At 69.3% G+C, this 6,795-nt stretch carries 7 protein-coding genes; all 7 read right to left on the reverse strand.

Annotated elements, in window-relative coordinates; translation table 11 throughout:
* Positions 1 to 2,191: 2,191 nt before the first annotated feature.
* The 7 genes from AC0VX2_RS11845 to rpmH all read right to left on the reverse strand — a co-directional run bounded on the left by AC0VX2_RS11845 (position 2,192) and on the right by rpmH (position 6,453).
* Positions 2,192 to 3,136 (reverse strand): ParA family protein, encoded by a 945-nt coding sequence (locus tag AC0VX2_RS11845; protein ID WP_049145027.1) that lies wholly within the window; start codon positions 3,134 to 3,136, stop codon positions 2,192 to 2,194.
* A 74-nt stretch (positions 3,137 to 3,210) separates the two neighbouring features.
* Complete coding sequence (gene rsmG, locus AC0VX2_RS11850) at positions 3,211 to 3,936, reverse strand: 16S rRNA (guanine(527)-N(7))-methyltransferase RsmG (RefSeq protein WP_366365863.1); 726 nt, start codon at positions 3,934 to 3,936, stop codon at positions 3,211 to 3,213.
* Positions 3,929 to 4,513: a Jag family protein gene (locus AC0VX2_RS11855; protein WP_271437979.1), complete on the reverse strand. Its 585-nt coding sequence runs from the start codon at positions 4,511 to 4,513 to the stop codon at positions 3,929 to 3,931. The genes rsmG and AC0VX2_RS11855 overlap by 8 nt, the downstream gene beginning before the upstream one ends.
* Before the next feature lie 2 nt (positions 4,514 to 4,515).
* Positions 4,516 to 5,514: a membrane protein insertase YidC gene (gene yidC, locus AC0VX2_RS11860; protein WP_336638724.1), complete on the reverse strand. Its 999-nt coding sequence runs from the start codon at positions 5,512 to 5,514 to the stop codon at positions 4,516 to 4,518.
* Positions 5,515 to 5,519: 5 nt separating this feature from the next.
* Entirely contained in the window at positions 5,520 to 5,888 is a 369-nt protein-coding gene (gene yidD / locus AC0VX2_RS11865; protein WP_002856440.1) for a membrane protein insertion efficiency factor YidD, read from the reverse strand.
* On the reverse strand, positions 5,889 to 6,287 hold the full coding sequence (rnpA, locus tag AC0VX2_RS11870) for a ribonuclease P protein component (RefSeq protein WP_412959263.1): 399 nt from the start codon (positions 6,285 to 6,287) through the stop codon (positions 5,889 to 5,891).
* A gap of 28 nt (positions 6,288 to 6,315) precedes the next feature.
* Positions 6,316 to 6,453, reverse strand: coding sequence for a 50S ribosomal protein L34 (gene rpmH, locus AC0VX2_RS11875; protein WP_002856443.1), 138 nt, complete (start codon positions 6,451 to 6,453; stop codon positions 6,316 to 6,318).
* Positions 6,454 to 6,795: the final 342 nt, after the last annotated feature.

The raw sequence follows: 6,795 nt of genomic DNA on the forward strand, positions 1-6,795 counted from the left end.
TGGGGGCTCCAGGAGGGTGCGGCTGCAATCCCTCAGGACTCTCTCGTGGTTTCTCGTAAGGTCCACCCGTTTCACGTGAAACGCGATCCCTCAGCCGGCCAGTCGGCAGTTGACGAATCACAGTTGTAGCTGCTTGTGTTCTCGGTGTCCCGGGGCCGATCAACCGTCCAATGCGTACGGTATTCAAATATGCTGGCTAGCCGCAGGATATTTATTGCGCGTCATCGGTTGGAAAATGGCGGACCAGTAGCGAAGCAACGCTCCACTCCCCTGCGGTATGGTGTGGACACTTGAATCACCGAACGGCCGAGCTCGGACTTCTCGTCGCCTTGTGTTCAGTGCTTCCTCACACCCGCGCAGCCCACGAATCGAACGTTGCGTCGCCGACCGTGTTTCACGTGAAACACGAATGACTGTGCCGCAGAGAACACGGACGGGGCCCCCGATCGTTGACGTAACTGCTCCTTACGAACCGGTGTTATCTTGTTGTGTCGTTCTCGGTCACCGCATGGGCGGCACTGATCGCGTGTGCCTTGGATAGCCCGAAGTGGTGATGTCGCGGCACGGCCCCCTCACCCGAGGCTCGTTTCACGTGAAACGTTCCGTTGGAGGTGTCGACTGATCTCGCATGCCACGGAAGTCGGCCCACCCGCGGGTGCACCCCAATGCACGCGTCCACAGGGCGCGTGACGTGCGTTCGACATTCAGACTCCACGCGACGCTGACGTACTAACGCGGATGCGTCGAGCACAGACACGCGGTCGTTCTGTTTCACGTGAAACGCACGGCGCAGACTCGGAGGGAACACCGGACGGCGAGTCCCATGCCAGCGCACCATGCACCGACTTTCTCCCGTTGGGCGTACAGCTCCGTGCTCAAGCCAAGCACCGGACGACAAATACCGTGACAAGACAAGTTTCCCATCCAACGTTCTGGATCCATTCATTATGGCAGCCCAGACCGTCCACGAGGATCTAAGGGCCGTCTCATGGGGAACCGGGGCTTCACCTCGTCGGCCCTTGCGCGCGTGGCTTCCCTCGGGGATCGCCAGGGGAACCCGGTGTTTCACGTGAAACCTCCGGCGACCGCTCCATCACTCGACGCCCTGACTCCCGCCTCGTCACACGATCACGAAGACTCAGCGCATTACCCCGTCTCAGACCGAGACCCCGCAAGATCCCCGGGGAAGGGGACCACACCCGCGTTCCCGTTCACACGCCGACCCGTGCCTCGGCGTCGGACGCAGCAGCGAACTCACCGGAGTCCGTCGACACCTCCGATGAATCCATGACCGCGCTTCCTTGACGTCTCCTAGTCCACAGATCTTGTCCACATATCAACATCAACAATCGCGGGCAGACACGGCTGACTCCGCAACTTGCCAGCTCATATACTTGTCTTTGTATACATCGGGGCCTGCGGCCGCCCCACCTCGCCGGAGTCTCTCCTACTCTGCACACAGGACTGCACAGCAGAACTGTCCATCAGGCGCCGCCATCCGGCCCGTTCTACTCAGACGAAGCACAGCACTCCACCACGCCGCTGACGTCTGCTCTCGCACACGCTGACGACCGACCGGCCCGCACCCCTCGGCCACACCACGGCTCGAGCTCCGCTCTCGCTCCCCATTCCCTGCACTTCACCGACCGCGAGGAGGGCTGATCGTGGGGGAGGGGAGCGGGGACGGACCGAGCCCTGCACGGCCACGCCCGGCGGCCAGGACGTTCCCCACGCATCGCGCAGCTCCCGAGGAGCACTTCAACGCAGGGTGCACCGCCGGCCCGCACAGCCTCCGTCGCCGCCCCGCGACCGTGCCGTACACCCCGCCCCGTGAGCTCGTGTGTCGCCGCCTGCGGCCGCCCCCACGCCCTGCGACAGGTGTGCCTGGCCGACGCGGCGGAGGGGCCGGCCCAGGAGAGGAGACGGGAGCGTGTCAGACGGAGGCGGTCGACCACGGACACCCCTCCCCGTCGTCCCGCCGAGGCGGCACCACGCTCGCCCCACGGAGACCGTCGTTTCACGTGAAACACGAACTTTCGACATGCCCAGCGATTCCGCTTGTCTTACCATCCCACATCTTTGGGGGCCGCAATCACTCACGACGAAACCCGCCGGGGGATCACTCCCTCCGGCGGGCTTCGTCGTCGTCAGCAGCGCAGCCCGGCGACGACCGCAGCAGACCGCCTGCGCGTCAGCCCTTCACGGCCGGCGCACCGCGGCCGGCGATCTCCGCGGCCGCCTCCCGGTACGCCACGGCGCCGGCTGAGGCCGGGTCGTAAGTCAGCACCGTCTGCTGATAGCTGGGGGCCTCGGAGATGCGGACGTTGCGGGGGATCGCGGTGTTCAGCAGCTGCTCCGGGAAGTGCGTCCGGACCTCCTCCGCCACCTGCACGGCGAGGTTGGTCCGCGCGTCGAACATCGTCAGCAGGATGGTGCTCACCTGGAGGCGCGGGTTCAGGTGTTTCTGGATCATCTGCACGTTCTTGAGCAGCTGGGAGAGGCCCTCGAGGGCGTAGTACTCGGCCTGGATCGGGATGAGCACCTCCTCAGCCGCCACGAACGCGTTGACCGTCAGCAGGCCCAGGGATGGCGGGCAGTCGATGAACACGTAGTCCAGCCGCTCCTGGCCGTCCTCCTCGCGCCAGGCGGTGTACGCCTCCAGCGCCCGAGACAGTCGCTGTTCGCGGGCCACCAGCGAGACCAGCTCGATCTCGGCACCGGCCAGGTCGATCGTCGCGGGCACCACCTGCAGGCCGTCCACGTCCGGGGCGTCCTGCACGACGTCCTGGATCTCCATCTCGCCCAGGAGCACGTCGTACACGGAGGCGACGTCTCCGGTGTGGGGGATGTTCAGCGCGGTGGACGCATTGCCCTGCGGGTCGATGTCCACCACCATCACCCGCATGCCCGCGCGGGCGAGGGCCGCGGCCAGGTTGACCGTCGTCGTCGTCTTGCCGACGCCGCCCTTCTGGTTGGACGTCGTGAACACGCGGGTGCGGTCGGGGCGCGTCAGACGGCGCCGCTGAAGCCGCGCGGGCTCCTCGGCGTCGGCGCCGCCCTTCTCGGCGGTCCGGCCGGTCCACTTCTGGCGCAGGGCCCTCCAGGCCCCACCCCGGCTCTCCTGCTCCTGCGCCATGCGGCTCTACCTCCTGGGTCGCGGGTGTGCGGATCTGCTGCCGCCCGGCCCGTCCCGTCCCGGTGGGGGAGGGGTCAGCGGGGACGCGCGCTGATGCGCACGACGGTGGTGGTCTCGGGCAGCAGGCCCTCGCCCACCGTGAGGATCTCGGGCTCGGCACCACCATACTTGCGCAGGACCTTGCGGGCGGCGGCGATCTCGTCGGCCGCGGAGCGGCCCTTGATCGCCAGCAGCTCCCCGGTGCCCTGCAGCATCGGCATGGTCAGGGGCACGAGGGTCTTCAGCGCGGACACGGCGCGGGCGGTCACGACGTCGACGTCCAGGTTCCCGGAGACCTGCTCGGCGCGGCCACGGATCACGTCCACGTTCTCCAGGCCGAGGTCGGCGACCACCATGTCCAGCCACTCCACGCGTCGCTCGAGCGGTTCGATGAGCAGGAACTGGCAGTCGGGGCGGGCGAGCGCGAGGCACAGGCCGGGCAGGCCCGCGCCGGAGCCGACGTCGGCCACGAGCGCGCCCTGCGGGAGGAGCTCCTCGACCACGGCGCAGTTCAGGACGTGGCGCTCCCAGAGACGGGGCGCCTCGCGCGGGCCGATCAGGCCCCACTCGATGCCGGTGTCCGCCAGGTGGGCCACGTACGCCTCGGCCCGGGGGAGTGCCTCGCCGAACAGCTCGACGGCGGCCGGCCGCAGCGCATCGGTCAGCGGCGGTGCTGGCTGCCCCACGGGCGCGGGGCGCTCGCCCCGGTCCTGTGGATCCAGCCCGGGGCGCCGCTCGTAGGCCGAACCCTGCTCAGTCATCGGCGGAGATGACCACGTGCCGGCGGGCGCCCTCGCCCTCCGACTCGGAGGTCAGGCCGGCGTCCGCGACGACGTCGTGGACGATCTTGCGCTCGTACGCGCCCATGGGCTCGAGGTGCACGGAACCCTCGCCGGCGCGGACGCGCTCGGCGGCCGCCTGGGCGGCGGTGCGCAGGGCGACGTTGCGGCGCTCCCGGTGCCCGCAGACGTCCAGGATCAGCCGGGAGCGGTGCCCGGTGGCGGCGAGCACGGCCAGCCGGACGAGCTCCTGCAGGGCCTCCAGGGTGCGGCCGTCGGGGCCGACGAGGCCGTCCAGGCGCTCGTCGTGGTCCTCGGAGACGACGGACACGTACGTGCGCCCGTCGCGGACCTCGATGTCGATGTCCCCGTCCAGGTCCGCGATGTCGAGCAGCTCCTCGACGTAGTCCGCGGCGACGTCGCCCTCCTCCTCGAGACGGCGCACCGCCTCCGAGACGGCGGCACCGTCCTGCTCCTCGACGCGGGAGCCCTGGCCCGCGGGGGTCTCGACGACGGCGTCCTCGGCCTCGGGGGCCGGGGTCACGTTCTCGGCGGACATGCTCACTTCCTCCTGCGGTTCTTGCGCTGGGGCTGGAGACGCTGACCCGACTGGCGGACGACCTCACCGTTCAGCACGGCACCGCCGCGGCCCGCCTGGGTGTGCGCGGACGAAGGCGTGGCCTCGGCGTTCGACACCTTCTGGCCCACGGGGGGCAGGCCCTTGGCGGCGCGGCGCTCGTTGAGCTCCTTCTCGGCGAGGGAGCCCGGGGTCGGGTTGTTGCGGATGATCCACCACTGCTGGCCGACGGCCCAGAAGTTGGAGTAGGTCCAGTACAGGAGCACGCCGATCGGGAAGTTGATGCCGCCGATGCCGAAGATCAGGGGCATGGCGTAGAGCATGATCTGCTGCGTCTGCATCATCGGGCCGGTGAGGGCCTGCTGCGTCATGTTCTTCGTCATGAGCATCTTCTGCATGTAGAACATCGAGCCCGACATGAGCAGGATCAGCACGATCGCCGTGACGATCACGGGCGTGCTGCCCGGCGCGCCGAGCGAGTTCATGAAGGTGTCCGACATGCGGGCGCCGAAGATCGTGGAGCCCTCGAAGGAGCGGATCTGGTCCGCGGACAGGGCGTCCATGGCCTCGCCGCGCTCGGCCGCGCCGCGGGCGCCGATCAGCACCTGGTACAGCGCGAAGAAGAACGGCATCTGGATCAGCAGCGGCAGGCAGGCGGCGAACGGGTTCGCCTTGTGCTCCTTCATGAGCGCCTGCTGCTCCATGGCCATGGCCTGGCGGGAGAGCTGGTCCTTCTTGCCCTTGTACTTGGCCTGCAGCTTCTGCAGCTCGGGCTGGATGGCCTGCATGGCGCGCTGCGCCTTGATCTGCTTGACGAACAGCGGGATCAGCAGGGTGCGGATGAGCACCACCAGCAGGAGGATGGACAGGGCCCACGTCCAGCCGGAGTCCGCGGGCAGGCCCGCGAACTCCAGGATGCTGTGGAACGCCCCGAGCAGCCAGGACATCAGCCAGCGGAACGGGGAGAGGATGGCTTCGAACATGGGGGTCAATCCTCCTGCGGGAGATCAGGTGGGATGGGAGGGTGGTTCAGGGCGAGGATGCGCGGCTGCCGGCCCGGCGGCCAGCGTCGGTGCCCGGGCGGGACCGGGTCCACGCCGCCGTCGTTCCAGGGATGGCACCGGCCGATGCGCCGCGCGGCGAGCCACGACCCCTTCACCGCGCCGTGCACGTGCACGGCCTCCAGCCCGTAGGCGGAGCAGCTGGGGAAGAACCGGCACACGGGTCCGTACAGCGGGGAGACCACGGCCCGATAGACCGTGAGCAGGCCCGCCAGCAGGGCGGACGGCAGCGCGCGCAGCGGCCCCCACTCACGGGAGGGCTCGAGCACGACGAAGGGCGAGGGCGTGACGGTCATCTACGCGTGCTCCGAGGCGGCGGGCAGGTGCGGCTTCAGGGCCTTGCCGAGCGCGCCGACGGTCTCGCGGCGCAGCAGCGCGTAGTCCGCCTCGGCGGCGGCCGGCAGCACGCGGACCTGCACCAGAACCGGCAGGTCGCGCAGCGGAGGCAGGCGCATCTGATCCGCGACGACGGCGCGCAGCCGCCGCTTCACCCGGTTGCGGGTCACCGCGTTCCCCACGGCCTTGGACACGACGAACCCGGCCCGCGGCCGAGGGGCGCTCGGCGACGTGGACCGGGTCTGGTCGGGGTCCGTGGCGACGCTCACCACGACGGTGCGCCGACCCGCGCGGGTGCCGGTGCGACCGAGGTGACGGAACTCCGCGGGCGTGCGGACGCGACGGTCACGGGGCAGCACGGGGCGCGCCGTCCCTGGACCGAGGTCCTCAGGCGGACAGCTCGGCGCGGTTCTTGCCGCGGCGAGCGGACAGGATGGCGCGGCCGGCGCGGGTGCGCATGCGGGCACGGAAGCCGTGCTTGCGGGCACGACGGCGGTTGTTGGGCTGGAACGTGCGCTTGGTCACTGTGATCTCTCCACGACGTGTTGTGTGCCTTCGACCGTCGACCTGAGCAGGTGGACCAGGGGGAAGGACCGGTGAGGCTCTGACATGAAATCCCCGGCGGGCACGATCAACCGACACCCGGGGGACCAGACGACTCTAGTGGCCGGGGTACGCAGGGGTCAAACGGGTGCGCGCGGATCCCGGACGCCCGTGGGCGCCCGGGACGGTCGTCCACAGGATGATAGGGGTTGTCCACCGTCTGTGCACAACCCTGTGGACAACCGTTAGACTCCGAGCACCGTCGTCCGTCTCGCGCAGCCGCCCCCGTCCTCGGGGACGTCTGTCCCAGGAAAGGAAGCCTCC

Source organism: Micrococcus sp. iso_239 (genome assembly GCF_056173395.1).

Bases quoted from the DNA above. Each gene is read 5' to 3' on its own strand.
- AC0VX2_RS11845 (WP_049145027.1), bottom strand. From the start codon at position 3,136: ATGGCGCAGGAGCAGGAGAGCCGGGGTGGGGCCTGGAGGGCCCTGCGC.
- rsmG (WP_366365863.1), bottom strand. From the start codon at position 3,936: ATGACTGAGCAGGGTTCGGCCTACGAGCGGCGCCCCGGGCTGGATCCA.
- AC0VX2_RS11855 (WP_271437979.1), bottom strand. From the start codon at position 4,513: ATGTCCGCCGAGAACGTGACCCCGGCCCCCGAGGCCGAGGACGCCGTC.
- yidC (WP_336638724.1), bottom strand. From the start codon at position 5,514: ATGTTCGAAGCCATCCTCTCCCCGTTCCGCTGGCTGATGTCCTGGCTG.
- yidD (WP_002856440.1), bottom strand. From the start codon at position 5,888: ATGACCGTCACGCCCTCGCCCTTCGTCGTGCTCGAGCCCTCCCGTGAG.